Origin of the sequence: Micromonospora noduli (genome assembly GCF_003264365.1) — a bacterium.
GTDB classification, from domain to species: Bacteria; Actinomycetota; Actinomycetes; order Mycobacteriales; family Micromonosporaceae; genus Micromonospora; species Micromonospora noduli.
This window is the reverse complement of the sequence record NZ_PYAK01000002.1, coordinates 1-25,559: the sequence shown is the minus strand read 5'-3', so window position 1 is coordinate 25,559 and position 25,559 is coordinate 1. Positions and strand designations below refer to the sequence as shown.

Annotated in this window: 29 protein-coding genes; 17 read left to right on the top strand and 12 right to left on the bottom strand. The window is 72.1% G+C overall.

The features are described 5' to 3' along the window. Positions 1 to 24: 24 nt before the first annotated feature. From GUI43_RS01655 to GUI43_RS01645, 3 genes are read right to left on the bottom strand one after another with little or no spacing between them, the layout of a single operon-like run. A complete protein-coding gene (locus tag GUI43_RS01655; protein WP_091406739.1) occupies positions 25 to 891 on the bottom strand; it encodes a carbohydrate ABC transporter permease in 867 nt (288 codons plus the stop codon). Then, entirely contained in the window at positions 891 to 1,847 is a 957-nt protein-coding gene (locus GUI43_RS01650; RefSeq protein WP_091406737.1) for a carbohydrate ABC transporter permease, read from the bottom strand. The genes GUI43_RS01655 and GUI43_RS01650 overlap by 1 nt, the downstream gene beginning before the upstream one ends. Continuing rightward, on the bottom strand, positions 1,844 to 3,238 hold the full coding sequence (locus GUI43_RS01645) for an ABC transporter substrate-binding protein (protein WP_112589712.1): 1,395 nt from the start codon (positions 3,236 to 3,238) through the stop codon (positions 1,844 to 1,846). The genes GUI43_RS01650 and GUI43_RS01645 overlap by 4 nt, the downstream gene beginning before the upstream one ends. A 115-nt stretch (positions 3,239 to 3,353) precedes the next feature. Between GUI43_RS01645 and GUI43_RS01640 the strand changes: the two genes are divergently transcribed. From GUI43_RS01640 to GUI43_RS01620, 5 genes are all read left to right on the top strand, one after another. After that, complete coding sequence (locus tag GUI43_RS01640; protein ID WP_112589710.1) at positions 3,354 to 4,394, top strand: zinc-dependent alcohol dehydrogenase; 1,041 nt, start codon at positions 3,354 to 3,356, stop codon at positions 4,392 to 4,394. Next, positions 4,391 to 5,212 (top strand): sugar phosphate isomerase/epimerase family protein, encoded by an 822-nt coding sequence (locus tag GUI43_RS01635; RefSeq protein ID WP_112697682.1) that lies wholly within the window; start codon positions 4,391 to 4,393, stop codon positions 5,210 to 5,212. The genes GUI43_RS01640 and GUI43_RS01635 overlap by 4 nt, the downstream gene beginning before the upstream one ends. Before the next feature lie 92 nt (positions 5,213 to 5,304). Beyond that, positions 5,305 to 6,660 (top strand): MGH1-like glycoside hydrolase domain-containing protein, encoded by a 1,356-nt coding sequence (locus GUI43_RS01630; protein WP_112697930.1) that lies wholly within the window; start codon positions 5,305 to 5,307, stop codon positions 6,658 to 6,660. 51 nt (positions 6,661 to 6,711) lie between these two features. Next, on the top strand, positions 6,712 to 7,110 hold the full coding sequence (locus GUI43_RS01625) for an NUDIX hydrolase (protein ID WP_112589704.1): 399 nt from the start codon (positions 6,712 to 6,714) through the stop codon (positions 7,108 to 7,110). A 40-nt stretch (positions 7,111 to 7,150) separates the two neighbouring features. Beyond that, entirely contained in the window at positions 7,151 to 7,702 is a 552-nt protein-coding gene (locus GUI43_RS01620) for a DUF2267 domain-containing protein (protein WP_112589702.1), read from the top strand. A 121-nt stretch (positions 7,703 to 7,823) separates the two neighbouring features. Here GUI43_RS01620 and GUI43_RS01615 read toward each other — a convergent pair whose 3' ends face one another. Together GUI43_RS01615 and GUI43_RS01610 are read right to left on the bottom strand one after the other, a co-directional pair. Beyond that, positions 7,824 to 9,056: a hypothetical protein gene (locus GUI43_RS01615; protein WP_112589700.1), complete on the bottom strand. Its 1,233-nt coding sequence runs from the start codon at positions 9,054 to 9,056 to the stop codon at positions 7,824 to 7,826. A gap of 26 nt (positions 9,057 to 9,082) precedes the next feature. Next, positions 9,083 to 9,598 carry an NUDIX hydrolase gene (locus GUI43_RS01610; protein ID WP_112697680.1) on the bottom strand — a complete coding sequence of 172 codons (516 nt, stop codon included), beginning with the start codon at positions 9,596 to 9,598 and terminating at the stop codon, positions 9,083 to 9,085. A gap of 50 nt (positions 9,599 to 9,648) precedes the next feature. Here GUI43_RS01610 and GUI43_RS01605 point away from each other — a divergent pair, with 50 nt between their 5' ends. Continuing rightward, positions 9,649 to 10,140 (top strand): type II toxin-antitoxin system PemK/MazF family toxin, encoded by a 492-nt coding sequence (locus tag GUI43_RS01605; RefSeq protein WP_112697678.1) that lies wholly within the window; start codon positions 9,649 to 9,651, stop codon positions 10,138 to 10,140. A 65-nt stretch (positions 10,141 to 10,205) separates the two neighbouring features. On the opposite strand, the gene GUI43_RS01600 is transcribed toward GUI43_RS01605, so the two are convergent. Further along, entirely contained in the window at positions 10,206 to 10,850 is a 645-nt protein-coding gene (locus GUI43_RS01600; protein ID WP_112697676.1) for a flavodoxin family protein, read from the bottom strand. Between the two features lie 125 nt (positions 10,851 to 10,975). Between GUI43_RS01600 and GUI43_RS01595 the strand changes: the two genes are divergently transcribed. Beyond that, entirely contained in the window at positions 10,976 to 11,998 is a 1,023-nt protein-coding gene (locus GUI43_RS01595; protein ID WP_170158648.1) for a phosphotransferase enzyme family protein, read from the top strand. Positions 11,999 to 12,159: 161 nt separating this feature from the next. Further along, the gene (rox, locus tag GUI43_RS01590) at positions 12,160 to 13,587 is read left to right on the top strand and encodes a rifampin monooxygenase (RefSeq protein ID WP_112589690.1); all 1,428 of its coding nucleotides are present in this window, start codon (positions 12,160 to 12,162) and stop codon (positions 13,585 to 13,587) included. A 4-nt stretch (positions 13,588 to 13,591) separates the two neighbouring features. Here the strand turns inward: rox and GUI43_RS01585 are convergent, their stop codons facing one another. After that, the gene (locus GUI43_RS01585) at positions 13,592 to 14,242 is read right to left on the bottom strand and encodes a GGDEF domain-containing protein (RefSeq protein WP_091407349.1); all 651 of its coding nucleotides are present in this window, start codon (positions 14,240 to 14,242) and stop codon (positions 13,592 to 13,594) included. Positions 14,243 to 14,506: 264 nt separating this feature from the next. Between GUI43_RS01585 and GUI43_RS01580 the strand changes: the two genes are divergently transcribed. The 6 genes from GUI43_RS01580 to GUI43_RS01555 all read left to right on the top strand — a co-directional run bounded on the left by GUI43_RS01580 (position 14,507) and on the right by GUI43_RS01555 (position 19,456). After that, the gene (locus GUI43_RS01580) at positions 14,507 to 14,746 is read left to right on the top strand and encodes a DUF397 domain-containing protein (protein WP_091406718.1); all 240 of its coding nucleotides are present in this window, start codon (positions 14,507 to 14,509) and stop codon (positions 14,744 to 14,746) included. A 148-nt stretch (positions 14,747 to 14,894) separates the two neighbouring features. Next, positions 14,895 to 15,776, top strand: coding sequence for a Sco1979 family transcriptional regulator (locus GUI43_RS01575; RefSeq protein WP_373861112.1), 882 nt, complete (start codon positions 14,895 to 14,897; stop codon positions 15,774 to 15,776). 199 nt (positions 15,777 to 15,975) lie between these two features. Continuing rightward, complete coding sequence (locus GUI43_RS01570) at positions 15,976 to 17,019, top strand: LacI family DNA-binding transcriptional regulator (protein ID WP_244220658.1); 1,044 nt, start codon at positions 15,976 to 15,978, stop codon at positions 17,017 to 17,019. A gap of 2 nt (positions 17,020 to 17,021) precedes the next feature. Next, positions 17,022 to 17,225: a hypothetical protein gene (locus GUI43_RS01565; protein ID WP_170158647.1), complete on the top strand. Its 204-nt coding sequence runs from the start codon at positions 17,022 to 17,024 to the stop codon at positions 17,223 to 17,225. A 98-nt stretch (positions 17,226 to 17,323) separates the two neighbouring features. Next, the gene (locus GUI43_RS01560) at positions 17,324 to 18,781 is read left to right on the top strand and encodes a serine/threonine-protein kinase (protein ID WP_112589679.1); all 1,458 of its coding nucleotides are present in this window, start codon (positions 17,324 to 17,326) and stop codon (positions 18,779 to 18,781) included. A 33-nt stretch (positions 18,782 to 18,814) separates the two neighbouring features. Then, positions 18,815 to 19,456: a histidine phosphatase family protein gene (locus tag GUI43_RS01555; RefSeq protein ID WP_112589677.1), complete on the top strand. Its 642-nt coding sequence runs from the start codon at positions 18,815 to 18,817 to the stop codon at positions 19,454 to 19,456. Here GUI43_RS01555 and GUI43_RS01550 read toward each other — a convergent pair. The 5 genes from GUI43_RS01550 to GUI43_RS01530 are packed head-to-tail and all read right to left on the bottom strand — an operon-like array spanning position 19,446 to position 22,536. After that, positions 19,446 to 19,970, bottom strand: coding sequence for a GNAT family N-acetyltransferase (locus GUI43_RS01550; protein ID WP_112589674.1), 525 nt, complete (start codon positions 19,968 to 19,970; stop codon positions 19,446 to 19,448). The genes GUI43_RS01555 and GUI43_RS01550 overlap by 11 nt on opposite strands. A 9-nt stretch (positions 19,971 to 19,979) precedes the next feature. Next, the gene (locus GUI43_RS01545; RefSeq protein ID WP_112589671.1) at positions 19,980 to 20,480 is read right to left on the bottom strand and encodes a DinB family protein; all 501 of its coding nucleotides are present in this window, start codon (positions 20,478 to 20,480) and stop codon (positions 19,980 to 19,982) included. Positions 20,481 to 20,525: 45 nt separating this feature from the next. Beyond that, positions 20,526 to 20,966 (bottom strand): VOC family protein, encoded by a 441-nt coding sequence (locus GUI43_RS01540; RefSeq protein ID WP_112589668.1) that lies wholly within the window; start codon positions 20,964 to 20,966, stop codon positions 20,526 to 20,528. After that, the gene (locus tag GUI43_RS01535) at positions 20,963 to 21,796 is read right to left on the bottom strand and encodes an MOSC domain-containing protein (RefSeq protein WP_112589664.1); all 834 of its coding nucleotides are present in this window, start codon (positions 21,794 to 21,796) and stop codon (positions 20,963 to 20,965) included. Before GUI43_RS01535 ends, GUI43_RS01540 begins: the two co-directional genes overlap by 4 nt. Next, positions 21,793 to 22,536, bottom strand: coding sequence for a nitrilase-related carbon-nitrogen hydrolase (locus GUI43_RS01530; RefSeq protein WP_112697929.1), 744 nt, complete (start codon positions 22,534 to 22,536; stop codon positions 21,793 to 21,795). The genes GUI43_RS01535 and GUI43_RS01530 overlap by 4 nt, the downstream gene beginning before the upstream one ends. Before the next feature lie 82 nt (positions 22,537 to 22,618). On the opposite strand from GUI43_RS01530, the gene GUI43_RS01525 reads away from it, so the two are divergent. The 3 genes from GUI43_RS01525 (at position 22,619) to GUI43_RS01515 (ending at position 25,296) form a co-directional block, all read left to right on the top strand. After that, positions 22,619 to 23,401 carry a DedA family protein gene (locus tag GUI43_RS01525; RefSeq protein ID WP_091406700.1) on the top strand — a complete coding sequence of 261 codons (783 nt, stop codon included), beginning with the start codon at positions 22,619 to 22,621 and terminating at the stop codon, positions 23,399 to 23,401. 87 nt (positions 23,402 to 23,488) lie between these two features. Then, entirely contained in the window at positions 23,489 to 24,661 is a 1,173-nt protein-coding gene (locus tag GUI43_RS01520; protein ID WP_249037635.1) for a sensor histidine kinase, read from the top strand. Then, the gene (locus GUI43_RS01515) at positions 24,652 to 25,296 is read left to right on the top strand and encodes a response regulator (protein ID WP_112589657.1); all 645 of its coding nucleotides are present in this window, start codon (positions 24,652 to 24,654) and stop codon (positions 25,294 to 25,296) included. Before GUI43_RS01520 ends, GUI43_RS01515 begins: the two co-directional genes overlap by 10 nt. Positions 25,297 to 25,559: the final 263 nt, after the last annotated feature.

Here is a 25,559-nt window from a genome sequence, read left to right as displayed (position 1 = left end):
TGGCGGGCGACCCGGACGAGACGATCATCCCTTCTCCGCGCCGCTGGTCAGCCCCTCGGTGAGCAGCCGTTCGCTGGCGAAGAAGAGGATCACGATGGGCAGGGTGAGCACGACCGACCCGGCCATCAGCACCGTCTTGGGGACCTCCACCCCGTCGGCGAGCAGGGACAACCCGAGTGACACCGTCCACCGGTTGGGTTTGTCGACCAGGAACAGCAGGGCGAAGAGGAACTCGTTCCAGGCGATCATGAAGTCGTAGAGCGCGACCGCCATGATCGACGGCATCGCCAGGGGCAGGCTGACACGGCGGATGATGCCGAGCCGGCCGGCGCCGTCGATGGCGGCGGACTCCTCCAGACTGACCGGGATGGTCTCGAAGTAGTTCTTCAGCATGTAGACCGACACCGGCAACGTCTGCGAGATGTAGACCAGCACCAGACCGAACAACGAGCCGCGCAGCCCGGCCCGGGTGAAGACCACGAACAGCGGGATCGCGATGACGATCGACGGGAACAGGTAGACCGCCAGGAACAGGAAGTCCACCTGCCTCCGGCCGAAGAACCGCAGCCGGGCCACCGCGTACGCGCCGGGGATCGCGACCAGCAGAGTGAGCACGGTCGCCGCGACGGCGACCAGCCCGCTGTTGCGGATGAAGGTGAGGAAACCCTGGCCGCCGTCGTCGGTGGCCTTGAGCACCTCCGCGTACGTGGCCACTGTCAGCTCACCGAAGCCGACCACCAGCGCCCCGGGGTCGAGCAGCAGCCGCTCGATGGGGCGCACCGAGAGCACCAGCATGTAGTAGAAGGGGAAGACCGTGATCACCAGGAACACGGCGATCACCAGGCGGCGCAGCCAACGCAGGCTCACCGTCTCGACCACGTCCCGGTCCATCAGCTCACCCTCCGTCCGAAGAAGCGCAGATAGATCAGCACGAACACGATGAGTACGACGGCCAGCACGACCGCCTGCGCGGCCGCGGCCCCGATGTCGGTACGGGCGGTGAGGAACTCGTACACCCTCACGCTGACCACCTCGGTGCCGGCCGCACCACCGGTGAGCAGGTAGACGTCGTCGAACTTGTTGAACGTCATGATGAAGCGCAGCACGCCCAGCAGGGCGATCACCGGCAGCAGTTGCGGCAGCAGGATGTGCCGGAAGCGCTGGGTGGGGGTGGCGCCGTCGACCCGGGCGGCCTCCTCCAACTCGCCGGGCACCGCCTGAAGCCGGGCCAGCAGGAACAGGAAGGCGAACGGGAAGTACCGCCACGCCTCGAAGACGATCACCGTGGCCAGCGCCGTCGACTCCTGGGTGAGGAACGGCACCGGGGCGTCCCAGCCGAGCAGGCGTTGACCCCACGCGTTGACGATGCCGAGCTGGGGGTCGAGCATCACCTGCCAGACGAACGTCACGGCGACCACCGGTGCCACGTACGGCAGCAGCATGGACGCCCGGACCAGGGTGCGACCCCGGAACGGCCGGCGGACGACCAGTGCGGCCACCAGGCCGAGCAGGATCGACCCGACGGTGCCGCCGATGCTGTAGATCAGCGTGACCCACAGCGTCTCGGCGAAGCCGGGGGTGTGCAGCACCCGGTCGATGTTGTCCATGGTGAACTCGCCGAACAGGCCGGTCTTGCGCAGCGTGGCCAGCCGGACCCGCTGGAAGGCGAGCACCACTGTCCACACGATCGGGATGCCGATGACCGCGATGGTGACGAGCAGGGTCGGTGCGACCAGCGCGAGCCCGGCCCGGGACTCGCGGCGGCGCAGGGTCAACGGTCGGCGCCGGGGTGGTGCCGGCCGCTCCCTGGTGGGGGAGCGGCCGGGGCCGGGCGCGGTGGTGGTCAATTGACGCCCGCCTTGATGGCGTCCACGTCCTTCGTGGCGCGGTCGGCGGTGGCCGCCGCGTCGGACTTGCCGGAGACGAGGTCGCCCAGGACCTTGGGCACCGGCAACTCGCCGAGCATGGCGCCGACGAGTTTGCCCTGCCCCTGACTGAGGCCCCAGCGCCCGAAGGTGTCCGGGCTGCGGCGCAGCGTGGCCAGCACCTCGTCGCCGTACACGTCGGTGAGGGGCTTCTTCGCGTCCACGCCCGCCTGGCTGGTGTTCCAGGCGGTCAGGTACGCCTCCGGCTCGGCGGGGGTGCCCTTGCGCACCGGGAAGCGGCCCTCGGGCGACATGCCGAACCAGCGCGGGTAGCCGTCACCGAGCATGTACTCCACGAAGGACTTCGCCGGGTCGCTCACCGCGCCGTCGAGAACCGCCCACGAGCTGATCTCGCCGTACTGGGCCGGTTCGGCGCCGTTGGGGCCCTTGATCGCGGTGACGAACCCGCTGTTCTTGGCCAGAAACGCCGGGTCCGCCTGGCACTGCGGGCAGGTCGGCTTGGCGTCGTTGCGCAGCCCGGCCAGCTCGTCGAGGATGAACGGCGACCAGATCACCATGGCGGCCTTGCCCGCGAAGTAGGTGGCCCGGGTGGTGTCCACGTCCTGCGCGCCCTTCACCGAGCTGGTGCGGATCAGGTCACCGTAGAAGCGGAACGCCTCGACGCACTGGGGCGAATCCAGTGTCACCTTCCCCGAGTCGTCGGTGAGCTGGCAGCCGTTGGCCAACGCCAGGTGCTCGAAGGTCTGCTGGGTGAACACGTCGCTGGGGGCGGTCGCCGCGGTGATGCCGGCGACGCCGCCGGTGTTCAGTCGGGCCGCGGCGGCGGTGATCCGCTCGTACGTGTCGGGGGCGGGCAGACCGGCCGCGGCGAACAGGTCCTTGCGGTAGACGAGCAGTTGCCCCCAGCCGTCGCTGGGCACGGACAGCTGTTTGCCGTCGTCGGAGGTGAGCTCCAGCGCTCGCGGGGAGAACGTCTGCTTGCCCAGCTTGTCGACGACCTCCGCGTTCGCCGAGGTGTGCAGCAGCTCGTTGCCGGCGAGCGTACGGATGCCGGCGAGGGAGACCGACCCGACCACGTCGGGCAGGTCGCCGGCGGCGGCGTTGGCGGCGATCAGGGAGGGGAACTGGTCCTCGTTGACGGTCACGAGATCGACCTGGATCCCGGTCTTGGCGGTGAAGTCGGCGATGATCGCCTTGGTGGCGGTGACCCGGTCGGCCACGTCTTCCAGGCTCCAGACGGTGATCTTCTTGCTGTTGCTGTCTGGTTCGTCGTCGCCGCAGGCCAGCAGGGTGGACGTGGTCAGTGCCAGGATCAGGGTGGTGGCGAGTATCCGCCTCGGAGGTGCAGACATCGATGGCACTCCTCTCGAAGGGTACATCAAGGATCCAACACCTTCGATTGATCAATAGCAAGACATATCGCGATTTTTTGCTATCCTGGAGCCCAGTGCTACCGGGATGTGACACATGGGCAACTGGGTGGTCTCTCTCGCCGGGCCTCGACGGATCAGCCTCGAGCCCTGCCCGCCGGATCCGCTCGGCCCCGGCCAGGTCCGAGTCCGCACCTGTTACTCGGGCATCTCCGCCGGCACCGAGCTGACCCTCTACCGGGGCAGCAATCCCCGGCTCAGCAAGGACTGGGACGACGCCGCCCGGATGTTCGTCCCCCGACAGACGCCGGTGCCCTACCCGTTGATCGGCTTCGGCTACGAAGAGGTCGGGGAGGTCATCGAGGTCGCGCCGGAGGTCACCGACCGGCATCCGGGGCAGCTCGTCTGGGGCATCTGGGGGCACCGGGCCGAGGCCGTGCTCGCCGCCGACGCGGTCCGCGCGCTCCCCACCGGGCTGGATCCGCTCGCCGCGGTCTTCGCCCGCCCCGGCGCCATCGCGCTGACCGCCGTGCTCGCCGGTGACCTGCACCTCGGCGACTGGGTCGGCGTCTTCGGCCAGGGCGTCATCGGGCTGCTCGCCACCCGGCTCGCGGTGCTCTCCGGGGCCCGGGTGGTGGCCGTCGACCCGGTTCCCGACCGGCTGGAGTACGCCGCCCGGTACGGCGCGTACTCCACCGTGGACGCCACTGTCACCTCCGCCGCGGCCGTGCTGCGCCAGGCAACCGGCGGTCGGGGGGCCGACGTCTGTCTGGAGTTGTCCGGCGCGTACCCGGCGCTGCACGAGGCGATCCGCTCCACCGCCCACGCCGGCCGGGTCGTGGCCGCCGGCTTCTACCAGGGCCAGGCCGACGCGCTCGGCCTCGGCGAGGAGTTCCACCACAACCGCATCCAGTTGGTGGCCGCCCAGGTCTCCGGGCCCACCCCCGCGCCGAGCATGGCCGGCCGGTGGACCGGAGACCGGGTCGCGCAGACCTTCATGGACCTGGTGGCCGACCGCAGCGTCGACCCGCTGCCACTGGTCAGCCACATCGTCGACGCCAGCGCGGTCGCCGACGCCCTCGCGCTGCTCGACCGCGGCGCCGGTGACGTCCTCCAAGTCGTGCTGAGGTTCTCATGACCACCATCGCGCTGGCCTGTCAGGAACAACTCCTGCCGGGCACCAACCTGATCCAGAAGTACGCCCTCGCGGCCGCCCTCGGCTACCAGGGCATCGAGCTGCGCGGCCGGGGCGACCTGGCGTTCGCCCGCCGGCTGCCCGAGCTGCGCCGGGCCCGCGCCGCCGGGGTGGTGATGCCCACCGTCTGCGTCGAGATGGACCACTTCATCGGCGACTTCGACCCCGCCCGGTCCGCCGACGCCGTCCGTAACCTGCGCTCCCAACTCTCGGTGATCGCCGAACTGGGCGGCGTCGGGGTGATGACCCCGGCCGCCTGGGGGATGTTCTCCCGACGACTGCCGCCGTTCGATCCGCCCCGGGCCCCGGACGGCGACCGGCAGGTGCTCCTCGACGCCCTCGGCGAGCTGGGCGAACACGCCCGGGCCGAGGGGGTCACCCTCTTCCTGGAACCCCTCAACCGGTACGAGGACCACATGGTCAACCGTCTCGACGAGGCGGTGGCGCTCTGCGCCGCGCTCGGGTTGCCGTCGGTCCGGGTGGTCGCCGACACCTTCCACATGAACATCGAGGAGGACGACGTGCACCGCGCGCTGCGCGCCGCCGCGCCGTATCTCGGGCACGTGCAGGTCAGCGACTCCAACCGCTACCAGCCCGGCGCCGGGCACCTGGACTGGCCGGCGCTGGTGCGGACCCTGCTGGAGCTGGACTACCGGGGCTGGCTGGCACTGGAGTGCCGGCTCCGCGGCGACCCGGTCCGGGCCCTGCAACAGGCCGCCACCGTGCTGCGACACGCGCTGCCCCGGCGGGCCGCCGCGTGAGCGCCGACGCGAGGCTGACCAGCGTCGGCGCGCCCGCCGACGCCGAGCCGACCAGCGTTGGTGCGCCCGCCGACGCCGAGCCCAGCGTCGGCGTGGCCGCCGACGCCGGAGCGAAGCGCGCCGACGCCGCCGGCACGGGTGGCCCGGCTGACGCGGCCGGGCTGCGTCGACTCGCTGTCGACACGCTCGACGCCAACTGGGAGCACGATCACACGGTGCCCTCGCGCACGCTCTACCCGCACCAGTGGAGCTGGGACTCCGCGTTCATCGCGATCGGGTTGGCCCAGGTCCGTCCCGACCGCGCCTGGCGGGAGCTGGCCAGCCTGTTCCGGGCGCAGTGGGCGGACGGACGGGTGCCGCACATCGTGTTCAACCCGGCGCTGCGGGTCGGCGCGTACTTTCCGGGGCCGGAGATGTGGCGTTCGGCCGACGTGCCGGGCGCGCCGATGGTGGCCACCTCCGGCCTGGTCCAGCCGCCGGTGCACGCGCTCGCCGCGTTGCTGGCGTACCGGCGGGCGCCCGACCCCACCGCCCTGGCCGCGCTGCGCCGGCTCTACCCCGCGCTGGTCGCCCAACAGCGCTACCTTGCCGACCGGCGGGACGTGGCCGGTGACGGGCTGGTCTGCATCGTGCACCCGTGGGAGTCCGGGTTGGACAACAGCCCGGCGTGGGACCAGCCGATGGCCGCGGTGCCGGCCGAGGCGGCAGTGATGCGGGCGTACCGTCGGCACGACACCACGCACGCCGACGCCGCGCACCGCCCCACGGACCTGGACTACGCGCGCTACCTGGCGATCGTCGCCGCCTACCGCGACCACGGCTACTCCGACCGCGACCTGGCCGCCGGGCACCCGTTCCTGGTGGAGTGCCCGCTGTTCAACGCGGCGTTCGGGGCCGCCGAACACGCCCTCGCCGAGATCGCCGCGCTCGTCGGCGACGACCCCGGGCCTCATCGGGCCCGCGCGGCCCGCATCACCGAAGCTCTCCTGCGCCGGTTGTACGACAGGGACACCGGCACGTTCCAGCCCCGTGACCTGCGCACTGACCGCCTGGTGAGCGCCCGTACCGTGCTCGGGCTGACCCCCCTGATCCTGCCCGACCTGCCGACCCGGCAGGCCGACGCGCTGGTCGTCGAGGCCCGGTCGGCGCGCTTCGGGGTGGCCAGTCTCATGGACCGGCCGCTGCCCACCTACGACCGCACCGCACCCGACTTCGAGCCGCTGCGTTACTGGCGTGGGCCGAGCTGGCTCAACATCGGCTGGCTGGTCCGGCGTGGGCTGCTCGGGCACGGGCACCCGGAGCTGGCCGCCGGGCTGCGCCGCTCGATGATCGGTCTGGTCGCCGGGGCCGGCTGCCACGAGTACTTCCACCCGGACACCGGCGCCGGTCTGGGCTCACCGGCATTCAGTTGGACCGCCGCGCTGCTGCTCGACCTGCTCGCCGACTGAGCGCGCCGCCGGGTGGTAGCGTCCCCGATCCCGGCGGCCGTAAGGAGCAACGTGCGCGAGATCGACAAGGTGGCCTGGATCCTCGTCGAGGACGGTCGGGTGCTGAGCACCCGGTCGGTGGGCAAGGACGTCTGGTACCTGCCGGGCGGAAAGCGCGAGCCGGGCGAAACCGACCTGGAGACCCTGCGTCGGGAGATCGACGAGGAGTTGAGCGTCGAGGTCGACGTGCCCGGTGCCGTGCACCTGGGCACCTTCACCGCTCAGGCGCACGGTCACACGACCGGCATCAGCGTGCGGATGACCTGTTACCGGGCCGGCTATCGAGGACAACTGCGCCCGGCCAGCGAGATCGCCGAGATGGCCTGGCTCGGGTACGCGGACCGACACCGCACCTCGCCGGTCGACCAGATCATCTTCGACCACCTGCTGGCCGAGGGTCTGCTGGCCTAGCGGCAGTTTGTCGCGGCCGGCCAGGGGTAACCGGCCGAGCGTGACCGACGGCGACGGGTTCCCGTACTTCATCGACGCGGTGTCCCAACGGTCCGGCCTGCCGGCCGAGGAGGCCGCCGTGCTCGCCCGCGCAGTGCTCCAGACGTTGGCCGAGCGGGTGACCAGCGACGCGCCCGGCGACCTCGTCGGGCACCTTCCGAACGAGGTCGACGGCTACCTGACCGGCCCGGCCCCGGATCCGGCCGGGGCCTCCGGTCCTGCCTCGGATGCGGCCGGGACGGCCCTCCCAGCCCCGGATCCGGCCGGGGCCGTCGGCCCGGATGCCGGCGCCGAAGGCTTGACCAGCGGGGTGGGCCTGGAGGTCGGCGGTGCCGGCGCGACCCCGATGGGGGCCGGTCCGACGGAGTTCCTTCGTCGGGTGGAACAGCGTGCCGGGGTGGACCCGGCCACCGCCCGGGCCGGAACCGGCGCCGTCTTCGCGACGTTGCGGACGGCGATGACGGTACGGGAGTTCCGGGAGATGGTCGCGCGACTGCCGCGCGACGGCGGAGGTGGGGCCGCGCCCACACCTCCAGGCCCCTACATGCCCTGACCCGGCGGCCGCGGCGAGATCCACTCGCAGGACTGATCGGGCTAGGACTCCTCGGCCTGGGTCGCCCGTCGGCGACGTCGGCCACCGGCAGCTCCTCTGGCCTGCTCTTCCGCAAAATGACTCATGCCTCGGACACCTCCTCAGGCTCGGCGACCCAGGCGGAGAAGACCGGCACCCCGTGCCACGGGCCGGTGGTGCCGTCGGCCCCGGCGTCGGTGGCGACGGCCACCACCGCGTACGGGTGGCCGAAGCGCAGCTCGGCGGTGCGGGCGACGCCCTCCGGCGGCATGCTGGTCACCCCGGCCATGCCGGTCACCGCCGCCGCCTCGAAGCCGTACCTGTCGAACCGGGCCACCGCCGTCTGCCGTGCCTCGAAGCGCTCGACCGGCAGCGCGAGCGCCGTCGCGAGCGTGGTCACCGCGGCCCCGAAGCCGAGCGCCGGGGCGGTCAGGTCATGGTCGTTCCGAGCGGACCAGCAGGGCAGGACGGCATTGTGCCGCTCTTCGCGGCCATCGCGGGCCCAGGTGTGTACCCGTTCCTCGGTCAGCGTCCACAGCGGAGTCTCACCGAGCGGCAGGTCGAACAGCGAGCGGCTGCTCGCCGGTGGCGCGCCGTCGGCCGCGCCGGCGCTCAGGTCGTACGCGATGGCCAGCACCTCGGCCGGTGGCACCTGCGGCGCGGCGGCCACCGAGAGGACGACCAGCCCCGCGCCGTCGGTCGTCTGGGCGGGTGCGGCGTGCACGATCACATCACCGGCCCGCGCGGTGGACACGATGGCGCAGCGGTGGCCCCGGCTCGGGCTGCGCAGCGCTCGCCGCAGTCGACCGGCCCACGGGCTGTTGGCGCCGAGCGCGCGTGCGTCGGCGACGTCGAACGGGGTCGCCCAGGACACCCGGGTGGCCAACGCGCTGGCCAGGATGAACGCCACGTCCCAATCGACCTTCAGGGGAAACTTCTCGATCAGGCCGAGGGTGTGCTCGCGCGCCCAGGCGTCCAACCCGGCCTGATCGGGCAGTGCGCCGACAGCGGTCGTGCTGGGCAGCGCGGCCTGCCACGCCGCCGGCCCGCCGTCGCCCTGCCCCGCTCGGTGCCAGAGCGCGGTGGCGGACCCGACCAGCGGGTGCGGCGCGTCCAACAGTGTTCGGGCCACCTCGGCCGCGCTCGGCAGGTCGGTGCCCAGCGCCTGCGCAAGCTCCGCGGTGCCTCCCTCCGCGGTGGCCGGGTCGGCCGTCGTGGCAGTGACCGCGAGCAGCAGCCAGGCGCCGAGCGGGGAGGCGACGTGGTGTCCGTCGCCGGCCGTGGCGTGCAGCCGCGCGGCGTACGCGGAGAGCGGCCCGTGCAGATCGGTCCTCATACCCCCACTCTGCCCGCCGGCCCGGCTCACGACCACAGCTCGAACGGCTCGTCGATCTCCGTGCCGGCGAGAAACGGGGTGATCAGCCGGGGGAGCTGCCCGGGGTAGAACCGTTCCCGACTGGCCACCACCTCCGGCAACGGCCACCAGCGGAAGCCGAAGTAGTCCTCCCGCTCGTAGTCGAGCCGGTGCGCCTCGTCCACGTCTGGACCAGGGCCGGCCAGCCGTACGGCGACGACAACCTCGTCCTGGACGTGCCGCAACTGGCGGTGCAGGAAGCTCGCCCGCCGCCGCCAGTTCGGCGCACCAACCTGGTCGGCGGTGATCACGATGCCGGTCTCTTCCCGCAGCTCCCGCACCGCCGTGTCGCGATAGGTCTCACCGGGGTCCATGCCACCGCCGGGCAGCTCCCACCAGGTGCCCAGCCGGGGGTGGTCCGGGTCGCGGGTGTGGAACAGCAACACCCGGTCGGTGCCGTCGGTGACCACGACCCGCACCGCGCGGCGCTCCAGGATCGGCAGGTCACGGGGCAGCTCGTTCATCGGGCCAGTCTGTCGTACCGCCCGCTCCGGCGGCGGGTAGGCTGCCCGCCGTGGCTGGTCTGTTGAGGAATGTCGCGGCGCGTATCTCCCGGGTCGGTGCGGTGATCCCGTTGCCCCGGCGTACCGGGCCGGCGCCCGCGCAGGTGGCCCGCCGCCGTCAGGTGAGCGCGTTGCAGCGTCGGGAGCTGACCTACGCTCCGGAGCGGGACGGTCAGGCCGACCCGGGCGAGATCGTCTGGACGTGGGTGCCGTACGAGGACGACCCCCGCCAGGGCAAGGACCGGCCGGTGCTGGTCGTCGGGCGGCACAGCCGGACCCTGTTCGGGCTGATGCTGTCCAGCCAGAGCGAGCGGGACGGGCAGCGGCACTGGTTCGCGCTCGGGCCGGGGGAGTGGGACCGCGACAACCGGCCGAGCTGGGTCCGGCTGGACCGGGTGCTCACCATGCGCGAGGACAGCATCCGCCGGGAGGGCGCCGTGTTGGACCGGCCCCGGTTCGACCGGGTCGGGCAGGCGTTGCGCGCCGGCTACGGCTGGCGCTGACCTGTAGCGAGCCGCGCCGGGCTCCAGTGGGGCAGCCCAGGCAGTGACGCACCTGGCGGTGAGGTCTATTCGCGGCTCGGGCCGACCGCGGCGCTCTTCGCGTCCGGCGGCGGGTACGGCTGGTCGGCGAGGAGTCGGGCCAGGTGCGCGGTGTTGAGCGCCAAAGCCTTCGTGGTGCGGCCTGTGGTGTCGGGCTTGGGGCCGGCGTCGCGGTAGTCCACGGTGTGCAGCGCCTCGCCGACCCAGTAGGTCGCGGCGGCGGCGGCGATGGTGAACCCGACCTCGTTGAGTGCCTGCTGCACCTCGCCGATGGTGTGGTGGGCGCCATCCTCGTTGCCGACCACGGCGACACCGGCCACCTTGCCGTAGGTGCGGAGTCGGCCCTCGGCGTCGGTCTCGGAGAGCTCGGCGTCGAGGCGTTCGAGGACCATCTTGCAGACGCTGGAGGGCTGACCGAGCCAGATCGGCGTGGCGATGATCAGCACCTGGGCTGCCATCAGCTTGGCGCGGATCGCCGGCCAACCGTCGCCGTCGCCCTCGTCAGTGGACACCCCGAAACGCACGTCGTGATCGACGACCCGGATCATTTCGCCCTCCACGCCCTGCGCGGCCAGCTCGGCGAGCACTTCCTGACCGAGCTGCTCGGCGCTCGATGGCCCAGGCGACGGCTTGAGGGTGCAGTTGAGTACGAGTGCGCGGATGGTCGCCACGTCGGGTCCTCTCGGCGGTCGTGATGCGATTACTGCCTTTTCATACCCGGACAGGACGTCTCAGAACACCCCGGCGACCGGCAAAACCGCTGGGTCGGTGGCCGGAGCGCTGGCATGGTGTCCGCATGGCGCAGGACGTCGCACGGCAGGTGGCCGACCAGGTACGGACGGGCTTCGGCCTGCAACTGTCTACGATGGAGCGGGTCACCTCCGGCGCGGACCAGCACGCCCGACTGTGGCTCGCTCAGGCCGCCGACGGCTCTCGGTACGCGGTCAAGCTGAGCGGTGGCGGCACCCCGGCCGGGCTGGTGGTGACGGCGTACCTGGCCGAGCAGGGGGTGCCGGGCATCGCCGCGCCGCTGCGGGCCGACGACGGGCGGCTGTCGATCGACCACGACGGCCGCCGCCTCTCGGTGGTGCCCTGGGTCTCCGACCAGCGGGCGCTCGACGGTCCGATGGCCGGCGCGCACTGGCGTGCGTACGGCGAGGTGCTGGCCGCCGTGCACGAGGTGCCGGTGACCGACGAGTTGAGCCGGCTGCTACCGGCGGGCGGTGCCGCGTACCCCTCGATCGTGACCGCGACCCGCGCGATGGCCGCGCGGCTGCGCGACCCGGACCCGCTCGACCTCGCGGATCCGCTGGTCGTGGAGCTGGCAGGGGTGTGGTCAGCGGTGGCCGACCGGCTGGGGGTGCTGACCCGCGAGGTCGAGCGCCGCGCCGTCGACCAGCGCGACCGGCCCGGTGCGAACGTCGTCTGCCACGGCGACCCGCACCTGGGCAACCTGCTGCTCGGCGCGGACGGGCAGGTGTGGTTGATCGACTGGGACGACGCGGTGCTCGCCCCTCCCGAGTGCGACCTCATGTTCGTCCTCGGTGGGGTGCTCGCCTTCGCGCCGATCACCGCCGAGCAGCAGCAGGCGGTGCTCGCCGGCTACGGCAAACCCGACGTCGACAGGGTGCGCCTGGCCTGGTTCCTCGCGGTCCGCGCGCTCGACGACCTCAGCGACTGGACCCGTCAGGCATTGGACCTCGACGCTGAGGCGGCCGACCGGGATCGGGCGGCGCGGATCGTGCGGGGGCTGGTGTCACCGGCGGGTCTGGTCACTCTCGCCCACGCGGCGTTGCGCGACAGTGACCGGCGGCCCTGAGCGGCGACCACGTCGTCTACGCCTGACAAAAAGTAAGGCAAAGAGCGGATTCGCTCTCTGCCACTTGCAACATATATCGCACCGGGGGCCTTGCGGCAAGACCCGGGTGGTGCCGCAGAATCTCCACCCGACGCCCAAATCTGGGAAAATCGGGGGATTCCATGATCGATGTCATCATTGCTGGCGGCGGACCGACCGGCTTGATGGTGGCCAGTGAGTTGCGGCTGCACGGTCTGCACGCGCTCGTGCTTGAGAAGGAAACCGAGCCGACCAGCTACGTCCGTGCGCTCGGCCTGCACGCACGCAGCATCGAGGTGATGGACCAGCGAGGTCTGCTGGAGCGGTTCCTCGCCCTCGGACAGCAGCACCCGGTCGGGGGTTTCTTCGCCGCGATTCCCAAGCCGTCGCCGGGCGGCCTGGACACCGCACACGCGTACGTCCTCGGCATTCCGCAGACCACCACCGACCGTCTCCTGAGCGAGCACGCCAGCGAGGTCGGCGTCGAGATCCGGCGCGGCAGCGAACTCGTCGGGCTGAGCCAGGACGACCACGGGGTGACCGTGCGATTGGCCGATGGCACGCAGTTGCGTACGCGCTATCTCGTCGGCTGCGACGGCGGTCGCAGCACCGTACGCGGGCTGCTCGGTGTCGGCTTTCCCGGCGAGCCCAGCAGCGTCGAGACGCTGCTGGGCGAGATGGAGGTGGGCGTGCCGCCGGAGACGGTGGCCGACGTGGTGGCCGAGGTCCGCAGGACCCAACTCCGATTCGGTCTCGGGCCCCTCGGAGACGGGGTGTACCGCGTCCTCGTCCCGGCCGAGGGGGTGGTCGAGGACCGCACGGTCCCACCGACCATCGACGACTTCAAACACCAACTGCGGGTGTACGCGGGCACCGACTTCGGTGTCCACTCACCGCGCTGGCTCTCCCGCTTCGGGGACGCCACCCGGCTGGCCGAGCGTTACCGGGTCGGCCGGGTGCTGCTGGCCGGCGACGCGGCGCACATCCACCCGCCGACCGGCGGGCAGGGGCTCAACCTCGGCATCCAGGACGCGTTCAATCTCGGCTGGAAACTGGCCGCCGAGCTCAACGGCTGGGCGCCGGAGGGGCTGCTGGACAGCTACCACAGCGAACGGCATCCGGTGGCCGCGGACGTGCTGAACAACACCCGGGCGCAGATGCTGCTGCTCTCACCCGAGCCGGGGCCGCGGTCTGTGCGCCAACTGTTGTCGGAGCTGTTGGACTTCGAGGACGTCAACCGGTACCTGATCGAGAAGATCACCGCGATCGGGGTCCGCTACGACTTCGGCGCGGGCCACGACATGCTCGGGCGCCACATGCGTGACGTACGGCTGAAGCGGGGGCGCCTCTACGAGCTGATGCACGGCGGCCGCGGCCTGCTGCTCGACCAGACCGGCCGGCTCTCGGTCGCCGGCTGGGCGGAGCGGGTCGACCACGTCGTCGACGTCAGCGAGGAGTTGGACGTGCCCGCCGTGCTGCTACGACCCGACGGTCACGTGGCGTGGGTCGGCGACGATCAGACCGACCTGCTCAGCCAACTGCCCAGGTGGTTCGGCGCGCCCGTCACCTGAACGGTCAGCGCTCGCCGAGGAACGCGCTGTCGACCAGTTGGCGGGGCGATCGGGCGCCACCGAGGCTCTTCGCCTGGTACATGGCCGCGTCGGCGCGGCTGAGCGCGTCGGTGAGCTGGGCCGGGCCGGTCACCGGGGCGAGCCCGACGGACGCGGTGACCCGGACGCTGCACCCGCTCAGCCGGATCGGCGCGGCGACGGTCTCGCTGAGCCGGCGGGTCGAGTGCTCGATCCAGCGCCGGTCGACGGTGGGGCTGGAGAGCAGCCCGGCGAACTCGTCGCCGCCGAGGCGGGCCACGAGGTTGTCCCCGGCGAAGCCGGCGAGCCGTTCGGCCACGCTGATCAGCACCTGGTCGCCGGCGGCGTGCCCGTACCGGTCGTTGATCTGCTTGAAGTCGTCCAGGTCGAGCACCACGGCGATCAGCGGCTGGCCGGCGGCGTCGGTGAGCAGGGCGGCTGCCAGGCGGTAGAAGGCGCGCCGATTGGGCAGCCCGGTGAGCGGGTCGTGACTGGCGGCGTGCCGTTCGGCGGCCAGCTCAGCCTGGAGGTGACCGATCTCGGCCTCGGCGCGCACCGCCCGGCGGCGTAGTTGCCAGGAGGAGAGCAGCGCGCCCGCAGCGCAGACGCCGGAGGCGACACTCATCGGATCCGGCACGAACCCTCCCATCGCCGCGACCGCCTCCAGCCTTCGGTTGACGCGGCGCGCCGCGTCGGGCCCAGTTTTGCCTGATCGTTGCCCGTGTGGGGGTAACTCAAAGTGAACGGATGGGCACCGATCATGTGCGTTATCATGCTCGCCGTCGGATGCAGATGCAATAGCAGATGCACGTGCAGAACCGTCCAATGTCGATACCGCACCCCCTCGCCGTCACCGCTCCTCCCACGGCCACCGGCGGGCTCGTAACAGAAAGACGCCCCCATGCAGCAGCCACCCAATGGCGTACCGATCCACCAGTTGCCTCCGCTGAGCTGGCAGAAGAGTCGCCGCAGCAACCCCAGCGGCAACTGCGTCGAACTGGCCGAACTGCCCGAGGGAGCGGGCATCGCGGTCCGCAACTCACGACACCCGGAAGGGCCGGCACTGATCTACACCGTCGATGAGATCGCCGCCTTCGTTCTCGGTGCGCGGGACGGAGATTTCGACCACCTGATCAACTGACCGTCCGGGGGTGGGTCGTCCCGATGACGGGACTGATTCACCGGCGCGGAGGAGTTCACCTCACTGTCGGTCCATGGCATGCTTACACGTCGGCCGGGCCGGGGCGCCCGGCTGTCGTGGGTCGGTGTCCGGAGGTCCGCACGTGACGATGGTTCCCGCCGAGGGTGGCCCGACAACCGGGCCGACCGTGCTGCGCATTCTGCTCGGCGCCCAACTGCGCCGTCTGCGGGAGTCCAGCGGGGTGACCCGGGAGGGCGCCGGCTGGGAGATCCGCTCCTCCGAATCCAAGATCAGTCGGATGGAGCTGGGTCGGGTCGGCTTCAAGGAGCGCGACGTCGCCGACCTGTTGACCCTCTACGGCGTCACCGAGGACCACGAACGCGACGCGCTGCTCAAGCTCGCGCGCGACGCGAACAGCCCCGGCTGGTGGCACCGCTACGGCGACGTGCTGCCGTCCTGGTTCCAGTCGTACCTGGGCCTGGAGGCCGCCGCCGCGCTGATCCGCAGCTACGAGGTCCAGTTCGTGCCCGGCCTCCTGCAGACCCGGGAGTACGCCCGGGCGGTAGTGCTGCTCGGGCACGGCGCGGCCGGTCCGGGTGAGATCGACAGGCGCGTCTCGCTGCGGATGCAGCGCCAGCAGTTGCTCCAGCGGCAGAACCCGCCGCAGCTCTGGGCCGTGGTGGACGAGGCGGCGCTGCGCCGGCCGATCGGCGGCGCCGAGGTCATGCGCGGTCAGCTCACCGCGCTCATCGAGGCGACCAAGTCGCCCCACATCCGATTGCAGGTCATCCCGTTCGCCGCCGGTGGCCACGCCGCCGCCGGGGGCGCCTTCACCATCCTGCGCTTCGGTGACCAGGAGCTTCCGGACATCGTCTACATCGAACAGCTCACCAGCGCCATCTACCTGGACAAGCGCGACGATCTGGATTACTACGCGGTGGCCATGGAGCGGCTCTGCGTCGAGGCCGAGCCGCCCGAGCGTACGGCGGAGATCCTCGGCGGCCTGCTGGACGACCTCTACCCGGCCTGACTCCCGGCCGCGTCGGCCCTGGCCTGGTCCACGACCGTGGACAGGGACCGGCGTCAGCCCGCCTGCCCTGACCGCTGAGGCCCCGATGGGGGACTTCCAGCCCACGTATTGACCGATGCCGACCGGCCGGGCTAGTCTCTGTATCGATACAGACTGGATCGATACAGAGAGGTGCCGGGTGAAGCCAACACTGCAAGCCGTGGCCGACGCCGTCGGCGTCTCGCGCAGCACCGTGTCCAACGCCTACAGCCGCCCCGACCAGCTCTCCGCCACCCTTCGCGAGCGGATCCTGGACGCCGCCCGGCAACTCGGGTACCCCGGCCCCAACCCCACCGCGCGCTCCCTGCGGCGAGGTTTCGTCGGGTCGATCGGGGTGCTGTTCACCTCGCAACTGTCGTACGCCTTCACCGACCCGTTCGCGGTCCGCTTCCTCGCCGGTGTCGGCGCGGCGGCCGAGCGGCACGGCACCAGCATGCTGCTGGTGCCGCTGCCTCCGGCGGTGACCGACGCCCGGCGGGCGGTGGAGAACGCCGCCGTCGACGGGTTCTGCGTCTACTGCGTCGCCGACGAGGAATGGGCGTTGGACGTGATCCGCCAACGCGGGCTGCCGTTCGTCAGCACGGCCGCCCGCGACGACGCCGGCGCCGACGAACGGTTCGTCGGCATCGACGAGCGGGCTGCCGCACGCAGTGTCGCCGCGCACGTCGCAGGGCTCGGGCACCGTCGGGTGGCGCTGCTCGCCGACTCCGTGCTGCCCGACGCGCCGGCCGGCCCGCTCACAGTGGCCGGGGTCGACCAGGTGCCGCATCCGACCACCCGCGGTCGGCTCAGCGGGTTCGCCGACGCCTTCGCCGAGGTCGGTCTCGACTGGGCCGAGCTGACACTGGTCAACGTCCCCGGCAACAGTCGCCCGGCGGCAGCCGCAGCCATCGCCGGGCTGTTCGACCAGCCCGCACCGCCGACCGCCGTGCTGGCCGGCTCCGACGTCCTCGCGCTCGGTGTGCTGGACGCCCTGGCCGCGCGGCCTGCCCATGATCGTCCCAGCGTCTCGGTGACCGGCTTCGACGACGTCCCCGAGGCCGCCGCGGCCGGCCTCACCACCGTCCGGCAACCGGCCGAGGAGAAGGGCCGGATCGCCGCCGAACTGCTGCTCGACCCGCCCGCGGACGCCGCGGCCGGTCACGTGTTGCTGCCCACCGCACTCGTCGTCCGGGGCTCCACCGGACCTGTCCCGAGGAGTTGACCATGGAACTTCCCACCGGATACATCACCGCGCTCGACGCCATGAACCGGCACGTCAACTCGGCCCGACCGGACGCCCCGGTCCAGGTCGAACACCCCCGCCGGGCCCTGCTCGCCCCGACCCGGCAGGCTACCGCCCTCGCCCTGCGCCGGCTCGCCGACCGCATCCAGCCGCGACCGCTGCCCGGCACCCCGCGCTGCTCCTGACCCGCACCAATCCCATTCCGGTACGCACGGGACGAACAGTGTGGGTCCGGGCACGCAGAGTGGTCGAGTGCGGTGTTACCAGGCAGACTGGTGAAGCCATGTCACCGCTCACGCCCACTCTCCGCCTCCACGACCGCTACGTACTGCACGAGCGGATCGGCCTCGGCGGCATGTCCGAGGTGTGGCGAGGCGACGACGAGGTGCTCGGGCGGCCGGTCGCGATCAAGGTGCTCGCCGGGCAGTTCGCCACCGACCCACAGCTGCGGGCCACCATCCAACGCGAGGCCCGCGCGGCCGCCCGGCTGACCCACCCACACGTGACCCAGGTGTACGACTACGCCGAGGCGACCCTGGCCGGCGGCGTAGTGGTCCCGTACCTGGTGATGGAGCTCGTCGACGGTCACAACCTGGCCGACCGGCTGCGGACCGGGCCCCTGCCCTGGCCGGAGGCGGTCCGGGTGGCCGGGCAGATCGCCGCCGCGCTGGCCGCCGCGCACCGCATCGGCGTCGTGCACCGCGACGTCAAGCCCGGCAACGTCATGCTCACCGATACCGGCGCCAAGGTGCTCGACTTCGGCATCGCCGCGCTCGGCGGCCTCGACAGCCAGTCCGGTGAACCGCTGATGGGCACCCCCGCCTACTTCGCCCCGGAACGGCTGAAGGCCGGCCCGCCCGACCCGGCGAGCGACGTGTACGCCCTCGGCGCACTGCTCTACCGCACCCTCACCGGGCAGGCGCCACTGCCCGTGCAGAGCTGGGAGGACGCGCTGGAGGTGCACCGGCGGGGCACCCCGGTGCCGCCGCTGCGGGTGCCCGGCCTTCCCGCCGACATCGCCGAGCTGACCGTCGCCTGCCTGGCCGCCAACCCGGCCGACCGGCCGAGCGCCGCGCACCTGGCCCGCCGCTTCGGCGCCGGTCAGCCGGTCGAGCCGCCCACCGAACTGCTGCGCATCCGGCCGGCCGCCCACCCGCCCACCCTGATCGACCGGTCGGTGGTGGCCCGCCCCGTCCCGGCAACCGCCGCAGCGGCCCGACGTCGGTCGCGTCGGCCCCTCGCCGCGCTCGTCGCGGCCGTGCTCGCCATGCTGATCGGCGTCGGCGTCCTGCTCGCGGAGGATCCGTTCGGCAACCCGGGCACACCCGACCCGGCCGAGATCGCCGCCGCGCCGTCGACCTCGGCACCGGCTCCCGCGCCCACGACGCACTCGCCGACGCCGACCGCACCGTCCTCGCCACCCCCCGCCGCCAGCACCGCGCCCTCGACCGTCGGGCAGCAGCTACCGGTCAGCTTCCGGGAGGTGAGCAGCGAGTTCGCCGCCGTCCTCGCCACAGCTGTCGCCCGCGGTGACGTCGAACGGAAGACCGCCGAAGATCTGCGCGACGACCTCGCCGACCTCAACCGCCGGACCAGGGACCGCGCCGAGCGTGTCGCCGACCTACGGGACCACATCGCCGAGCTGGTGCGGCGGGGCCGCCTATCAGCGCAGACGGGCGCGAAACTGGACGCTCTGCTCGCGCGGGCCGACAGCTTCTCCACCAGCCGTACGGACGACTGATACCTCTGTCGATACCGCTGGCATGATGTCCCGATGCGGACACGTCTGATCTTCGTGCGACACGGCGAGTCGGTCCACCAGCTCGAAGGAATCGTCGGTGGGCCACGTGGCTGTCGGGGCCTCACCGCCCTCGGCCACGAGCAGGCACACGACCTGGCCAACCGGCTCACCGGCGAGGTCGCCGCCGACGGGCCGGTGGCGGTCTACTCGTCCGTGCTGCGCAGGGCCGTCGAGACCGCGCAACCGATCGGCGCGGCGTTCGGCGTCCGACCCGTGGCCGACTGTGGTCTCTGCACCTGGCACACACCCCCGTACGCCGACGGCCTGCCGACCGCACTCTTCCGCACCGACCACGCGGTGGCGGGTGGCGGCGTGTTCCGACCGTTCGAGGAGGGCAACGAGAGCTGGGCTGAACTGGTGGTCCGCGTCAGCCGCGCGATCATGGAGATCGCCCACCGCCACCGGGGCTCCACAGTGGTCCTGGTCGGCCACAGCGAGACAGTCGAGGGCGCGTTCCACGCGCTGGCCGCGCAGCCGGTCTTCCGGGCGTTCGACCTGGACGTGCCCCCGGCCTCGATCACCGAATGGACCACCGACCACGACCCCGGCGGTTGGCCGCCGGCCCGCTGGACGCTGCGTCGCTTCGCCGACACCGGGGGGTGGGCTAGAGCGTGATCCAGTACCGCCGGGCTGGGCCGAGTTCGGTGTCTCGGATGTCCTCGAGGACGCCGCCGAGGCGTTCGATCGTCTTCGCCGACGCGGTGTTGTCCGCCTCGCAGGCGAGCAGCACCCGATCCAACCCGAGCGCTCGGGCCTCGCCGAGCATCCGGTCCAGTGCCCAGGTCGCCAGCCCGCGGCGGCGGGCGGACGGGCGGATGCCGTATCCGATGTGTCCGCCAACCCGCAACAGGTAGTCGTCGAGTTCGTGTCGCAGCGCGATTCCGCCGAGGACCCGGTCGTCCTCGACGATCCATCGGTACGTGCACCGCACCCGACTATCCTCCAGCGGCCCGTCTGGACCCGACCGGTCGGCCAGCCGGGTAACCCAGGTCGCGAACCCGTCCGGCGAGCGCACCTCATCGGTCGACTGCAGACCGAAACCGTCCTCGTGGAGGCCGGGACCCCACTCGTCGTGCGCCTCCAGCCAGGCGGCGTGCAGGCGGACGGCGGGCGCGACCAGCTTGGGCATGCGGCGGTGCTAGTCGGCGGCCAGGATCTGCTCGCGCAGGATCTCCGCGTGCCCGCAGTGCTGGGCGAACTCTCGCAGCACGTGCAGGTAGACCCAGCGCAGCGGCAGCGGGCCGCGCCGGTTGCCGCGAAGCAGGTCGTCGAGGCCCAGGCTGGACGTGGCGCGGCGGGAGGCTTCGCAGGCTTCCCGGTGCGCGCGCTGAACGGTGGCGATCGTGTCGCCGTCGTCGAGGATGAACGACTCGTCCGGCGTGGCCGGGATGCCGATCTCGGCGCGTGACCGGCACGTGACGGCCTCGTCGAACCAGACCTTCTCCACGAACGCGGCGTGCTTCACCAGACCCAGCAGCGTCGTCCGGGACGGCACCAACGACCGGCGCGCCTGCTCCTCGGTCAGCCCGTCCAGGTAGCCGTTGAGCGCCTTGCGGTGCTCGTCGATGAACGCCTCGAACTGTGCCTGCGCTGACTGGCCGACGACATCATCGGCGAAGGTCGGAGGAAAGGAGGTCATGCCCGAAGCATTCCAAGGTCATCGTCGACGCGCAAACACCATTGCTCAGCCGAAGGAGAGAAGAGCGCCGCGCTCGTCGAAGCGGGCGGTGCCCGCCCACGCGATCTCCCAACGGTTGCCCTCCGGGTCGGCGATGTAGCCGGAGCGCCCACCCCAGGACCGGTCGGTCGGCTCCGCCACCACCGTCGCGCCCGCCGCGACCGCCGCTTCGAACGCCGTGTCGACCTCGTCGCGGCTGTCGACGTTGCAGGCCAGGGTGACCCCCGACCAGCCACCGGCCGGCGCGGGCACGCCCGGCGCCGCCTCGGCGGCCAACTCCGGTAGTGGGAAGAGCGCGAACAGCACACCACCGAGCAGAAAGGCCGACCAGCCGTCGTCACTGGCCGGCAGCTCGGGCCAACCCAACGACCGGTAGAACGACCGCAGCGCGGCGACGTCGCGTGCTCCCAGGGTGACCACGGACAGTCGGGAGGGGACAGTGCTCATGGGCCGACCGTAACCTGGTCGCCGTCCGCCACCCGCCCGGACCGGACCACGGTGGCGTACGCGCCGACACACGGCTGGGGACCCATTCCTGGTAGGGGTTCGATCCGGTTGAGCCGGGCGGGCACCCGCAGCGCCTCGGTCTCGCGGGGCAGCGGGCCGTGCGCGAGCGTGGGCACCGCGCAGCGCGGCGTCGGGGCGAGCACGGCAAGCACCAGGTCCGGGCCGACGCGCAGTTCCCGGCCGACCCAGCCGTTCTCGGCGAAGGCATCCGTGCCCGTGTCGAGCACCAGGTTGGGCCGGTAGCGTTCCAGCGTCCCCGCCCCGGGCGGCAGCTGCCCGGCGATCCGGTCCAGGGTCGCGGTGGTGACCAGGTGGATCGGAGCGAAGTCGAAGAAGGTGCCGGGCAGCACCGACCCGAGCCGGCTCTCGTCGGCCGGGACCTCGTCGGTGAGGCCGGCGGCGAGCACCGCCTCCGGGTGCGAGCGCAGCAGGGTGGCGCCGGGCGGTACGGCGTCGACGAGGGTCACCGGGCGGCCGACCGCAGCGCTGAGCGCCGTGTCGATGTCGGGGTCCTCGACCGACAGGTGTCGGCCGTCGGGCACTGTGATCCGTACCGGATCGGTCACCCCGCCGGTCGCTCGTAGCGTGAGCAGGTCGCGCCAGCGATGGGGTTGCTTGGCGCTGGCCACCCGTCCACTGGCCCGATCCAGCAGCGCCAGCACGCGGTCACCCGCGACGCCGGTCTCGCCGATGTCGGCGGCCGAGGTCCGCTCTCCGAGCAGCGACTTCACCGGGTACCGCCGCAGCTGCACCACCCGTCCGGAGATCATTCCGTCACCCTAACCGCGCCCGCGCCGCCGCCCCGGTCGGGCGACGTGAGGCTGGCACTGACCGACTCGCCCGGGTCGGTGCCCGCGCGGGCGTACACCGCGCCGTCCGGCGTCCAGACGCCCGACCGCCCCGCCGCCTCGGTGTAGCCACCGCCGGTCGACCCGGCGAAGCTCGCCACCGCCACCCAGACCTGGTGCGCGGTGGTGATCCGGTGCACCCGCTGGTCTATCACGGCGGCGTCGCGGGCCGACTCCAGGACGCCCGCCGCGTACACGTCGATGCCGAGCGCGGCCGTCCGGTCCGCGTGCGCGGCCACGCCGGTGTCCTTGCAGATCGCCAGCCCCACCCGCCAACCGTCCACATCGAGCACGACCGGGGCATCGCCCGGCCGGAACCGGCGGGCCTCCGCGTCCCCCAGCCACATCTTCCGGTACGCCACCGTCGCACCGCCGCCGGTCACCGCCAGCATCGCTATGTGGTCGCCGGTGACCGGCGCACCGGCCAGGGCCAGCGCACCCGCCTCGGCGCACGCCTCGACCAGGGGCGCCAACCGCGGGTCGTCGACCGACACGACCGGCGCGTCCAACTCGTACCCGGTCAGCGACAGCTCCGGAAAGACCACCACCCGGGCGCGCGCCGCGCGGACCGCGGCGGCGTGCGCCCGCGCGTTTGCCGCGACATCCAGGGGTACGCACGGCGGCTGGACCACCGCGAGCCGCAGCGGGGTGCGGCTTTCCACACCCCCACCGGTGTGGTCGACCCGCGCGGTCGGGCGGTCGGCCCCATGGTCGACTCTCAGGATGACTTCGTAACGTGGGCGCATGATTCGAACGTCCCACGCCGTGTTCGCCACCGGAACCCCCGCCGCCGCAGCGGAACCACCACAGGACGGGATCGTCGGCTACGTCACTGACCTGGTGGAACGACTCGGCGGGCCGGGTGCCGGTCTGGCAGTGGCGTTGGAGAACCTCTTCCCGCCGATCCCCAGTGAGGTGATCCTGCCGCTGGCCGGGTTCGTCGCCGCGCAGGGACGGATGAGTCTGGTCGGTGCGATCTTCTGGACCACGCTGGGTTCGGTGGTGGGCGCGCTCGCGCTCTACCTGATCGGCGCGGCCCTGGGGCGCGACCGGATGCGCGCCATCGTCTCCCGGCTTCCGCTGGTCAAGCTCAGCGACGTGGACCGGACCGAGGCGTGGTTCCTGCGGCACGGTGTGAAAGCGGTCTTCTTCGGCCGGATGATCCCGATCTTCCGCAGCCTGATCTCCATTCCGGCCGGCGTGGAGCGGATGCCGGTGACCACGTTCCTGCTCTACACCACGCTGGGTAGCCTGATCTGGAACACCACCTTCGTGCTCGCGGGCTACCTGCTGGGCGACAACTGGCACCTCGTCGAGGGCTACGTCGGCACGCTCCAGAAAGTGGTGATCGTGGTCTGCGTGGCGGCGGCCGCCTGGTTCGTCGGGTCCCGCGTGCTGAAGGCCCGCCGTGCCGCCCGCAACCCCGAGCCGACCGAACCCGAGCAGAGCGCACTGAACGGGATGCCCGACCCGGGCGGTCGCGGCACCCTCTACCGAAGCGGATCGTGGGCCTCCGACGAGCGCTAGCCAGCCCTTGTCTTCTACTTCACCCCACGCGCCACCGGGTCGCTTGCGGGCGGGTCAGACGACGCAGAGCAAGGGGGAACAGGCGTGATGCGGAAGGCGGGCGGGGTGGTGGCGGAACGGCGAACCGGCAGGTGGTGGCTCCGGCTGCCGCTCGGCGTCGCCGTCGGAATCGTGACGGCCGCCGTCGAGTTCGCCTTCCTCGCCGTCGCGGCCGTCGCATCCAGCGTGCGCCCGGTAGCGCCTGCGGCCGGCCGTCGCGTTGCTGGCCTGACCGACCGGTACGGGGAGCGGCTGGTGCGGATGGAACATCGCCGCCTCGCCGGGCTGCTCGCCGCGGAGGATCTGCCCGCGCCGAACACCGTGGCGACCCGGCGGCAGCTCGGCTACCTGGCCGCCCGACTGTTACCCGGAACGCTCGGCCTGCTGGCGTACGCCGTGCTCGGCGTCGGCGTGGTGCTGGCCGGGATCGTGCTGCGTGCGGCGGTGCGCGGAGAGCTGACCCTCCTCGACGCCCTGTCCCAGATCGCCGTCGGGGCGGTGCTGTTACTGCTCAACGTCCAAGCCGTTGCCAGCATCGCCGCGCTGGACATCCGGCTGGCGCGACGACTGCTCGGGCCGGGAAGTCGGGCCGAGCTGACGCGGCGCGTCCATGAGCTGACCACCAGTCGGGCCGGGGTCATCGCCGCTGTCGACGCCGAACGGCAGCGCATCGAACGCGATCTGCATGACGGACTCCAACAGCGGCTGGTCGCCCTCGGCATGCTGCTCGGCCGGGCCCGGCGCGCCCGCGACGCCGATCGCACACACGCACTGCTCGCCCAGGCCCACGAGGATGTGCAGCGGGCCATCGAAGAGTTGCGCGAGGTGGCGTGGCGGGTCTACCCGTCAGCGCTGGACGACAGCGATCTGGGCGAGGTCCTGGCCATCGTCGCCCGCGGATCCGAGGTGCCGGTGCGGATCCGCTGCGAGCTGCCGGTCCGCCCCGAGCGGCAGGTCGAGACGGTGTTGTACTTCGTGGCCTGCGAGGCGCTCACCAACGCCGCGAAACACGCCGCCGCTACCCTGGTCACGGTCGATATCGGAGTACGGGATGGGTGGATCCGGATGCGCGTACATGACGACGGCGTCGGCGGGGCGGACCCGACCGGACGCGGGTTGTCCGGGCTCGCGCGACGGGTCGCCGCGCTGGACGGCCGGCTGCTGGTGACCAGCCCGGCCGGCGGTCCGACGACAGTGCTGGCGCAGCTGCCGTGCGACTAGTCCTCGCCGAAGACTCGACACTGCTCCGGGAGGGCCTGACGCGGCTGCTCGCCGACGAGGACCACGAGGTGCTCGCGGCGGTCGGGACAGCCGACCAGCTTGTCGAGGCGGTCGAACAATTCCGTCCCGACGTGGTCGTCACCGACGTCCGGATGCCACCCAACCACACCGATGACGGGCTACGGGCCGCCCTGGAGATCCGTCGTCGGTGGCCCGACACCGGCGTCCTCGTGCTCTCCCAGTACGTGGAGCGGCGTTACGCCGGGCGGCTGCTCGCGGACCGTCCCGAGGGAGTCGGCTACCTCCTCAAGGACCGGGTCGCCCAGGTGGACGACTTCCTCGACGCACTTGACCGGGTCGCCGCCGGAGGAACCGCCCTCGACCCGGAGGTGGTCCGTCAGGTGGTGGCCGGCTCGGACCGGCCCGACCCGTTCGGTCGGCTCACGCCCCGGGAACGGGACGTGTTGCACGAGATGGCCCAGGGGCACACGAATCTCGCCATCGCCCAGCGGCTGCATGTATCGCAGAGCGCGGTCGAGAAGCATGTCAACGCCATCTTCGACAAACTCGACCTCGCGCACACAACGGGCTATAGCCGACGAATCCTCGCAATCCTGCGCTACCTGGGTACCTGACCCGCCGAGGCTCGTAGGCGGCATACGGGCCGACCCCGGCATGGGGGATCGGAGGCCGTGCACGGCCGTCCCGGGCCCGGGACGGCGGGGATCGGAGGCCGGACACGCGGGCCAGGCCGGGGTGCGGGGATCGGAGGCCCGGCATGCGCGGGTCGGGCCCAGCATGATCGACTCGGGTTTCATGATGTCGGGGTGTCCGGGCGTCCGGGATGCCCCGACTTCCGTGAACCCGAGTGGATCACCCGGTGAGGGCCGGTTCGGCG

Coding starts and splice junctions, on each gene's coding strand:
- GUI43_RS01655 (WP_091406739.1), bottom strand. CDS start 891: ATGGACCGGGACGTGGTCGAGACGGTGAGCCTGCGTTGGCTGCGCCGC.
- GUI43_RS01645 (WP_112589712.1), bottom strand. CDS start 3,238: ATGTCTGCACCTCCGAGGCGGATACTCGCCACCACCCTGATCCTGGCA.
- GUI43_RS01640 (WP_112589710.1), top strand. CDS start 3,354: ATGGGCAACTGGGTGGTCTCTCTCGCCGGGCCTCGACGGATCAGCCTC.
- GUI43_RS01635 (WP_112697682.1), top strand. CDS start 4,391: ATGACCACCATCGCGCTGGCCTGTCAGGAACAACTCCTGCCGGGCACC.
- GUI43_RS01615 (WP_112589700.1), bottom strand. CDS start 9,056: ATGAGGACCGATCTGCACGGGCCGCTCTCCGCGTACGCCGCGCGGCTG.
- GUI43_RS01610 (WP_112697680.1), bottom strand. CDS start 9,598: ATGAACGAGCTGCCCCGTGACCTGCCGATCCTGGAGCGCCGCGCGGTG.
- GUI43_RS01595 (WP_170158648.1), top strand. CDS start 10,976: ATGGCGCAGGACGTCGCACGGCAGGTGGCCGACCAGGTACGGACGGGC.
- rox (WP_112589690.1), top strand. CDS start 12,160: ATGATCGATGTCATCATTGCTGGCGGCGGACCGACCGGCTTGATGGTG.
- GUI43_RS01580 (WP_091406718.1), top strand. CDS start 14,507: ATGCAGCAGCCACCCAATGGCGTACCGATCCACCAGTTGCCTCCGCTG.
- GUI43_RS01575 (WP_373861112.1), top strand. CDS start 14,895: ATGGTTCCCGCCGAGGGTGGCCCGACAACCGGGCCGACCGTGCTGCGC.
- GUI43_RS01565 (WP_170158647.1), top strand. CDS start 17,022: ATGGAACTTCCCACCGGATACATCACCGCGCTCGACGCCATGAACCGG.
- GUI43_RS01560 (WP_112589679.1), top strand. CDS start 17,324: ATGTCACCGCTCACGCCCACTCTCCGCCTCCACGACCGCTACGTACTG.
- GUI43_RS01555 (WP_112589677.1), top strand. CDS start 18,815: ATGCGGACACGTCTGATCTTCGTGCGACACGGCGAGTCGGTCCACCAG.
- GUI43_RS01550 (WP_112589674.1), bottom strand. CDS start 19,970: ATGCCCAAGCTGGTCGCGCCCGCCGTCCGCCTGCACGCCGCCTGGCTG.
- GUI43_RS01545 (WP_112589671.1), bottom strand. CDS start 20,480: ATGACCTCCTTTCCTCCGACCTTCGCCGATGATGTCGTCGGCCAGTCA.
- GUI43_RS01540 (WP_112589668.1), bottom strand. CDS start 20,966: ATGAGCACTGTCCCCTCCCGACTGTCCGTGGTCACCCTGGGAGCACGC.
- GUI43_RS01535 (WP_112589664.1), bottom strand. CDS start 21,796: ATGATCTCCGGACGGGTGGTGCAGCTGCGGCGGTACCCGGTGAAGTCG.
- GUI43_RS01525 (WP_091406700.1), top strand. CDS start 22,619: ATGATTCGAACGTCCCACGCCGTGTTCGCCACCGGAACCCCCGCCGCC.
- GUI43_RS01520 (WP_249037635.1), top strand. CDS start 23,489: ATGCGGAAGGCGGGCGGGGTGGTGGCGGAACGGCGAACCGGCAGGTGG.